General features: G+C 30.1%; 1 pseudogene. It reads left to right on the top strand.

Annotated features, from left to right (window positions below):
• Positions 1 to 156 precede the first annotated feature (156 nt).
• Positions 157 to 498, top strand: a pseudogene (locus CQA53_RS11945) (hypothetical protein); the annotation flags it as partial.

Here is a 498-nt window from a genome sequence, read left to right on the forward strand (position 1 = left end):
AAAGCATAATATTAAAGATGATGAGATAGATTATGGAGCAAGATGATTATCCTATTAATATAGAATCTCATCTTTTAGAATCTAAAGAGGTGGTGTAGATGGCTAAAGAATCTTTTGCTATACGCAACACAGAATCCAAACCCTAAAGGAATCGCAATGCTATTTGTAATAATCTTTTTTCTCCTCATTGTCTTTACTCTCTCATATTTTATATGGTGGCTTATCTATAGAAAAGCATTTAAATCGAAGAAGAAAATCTCTAAGATTCTAGTATTTATCGGCGGTATAGGATTAATTATTTTTTTCTATACACCATATTCAAATTACTTACACCCTAGTTATTGGCAGTTTAGGGAGATATGTAAGCTAGACCCTGAAATATATCAATTTAATGGTGGCAAGATAGATGAGGAGTATTATAATAAACTGCTAAAGTATTTTGATACGAGTTTAGATAAGCTAGATTGGGAGTATATTCAGGAGAATTTATTTTTTAAT

The organism is Helicobacter didelphidarum, from assembly GCF_003364195.1.
Lineage (GTDB): Bacteria > Campylobacterota > Campylobacteria > Campylobacterales > Helicobacteraceae > Helicobacter_A > Helicobacter_A didelphidarum.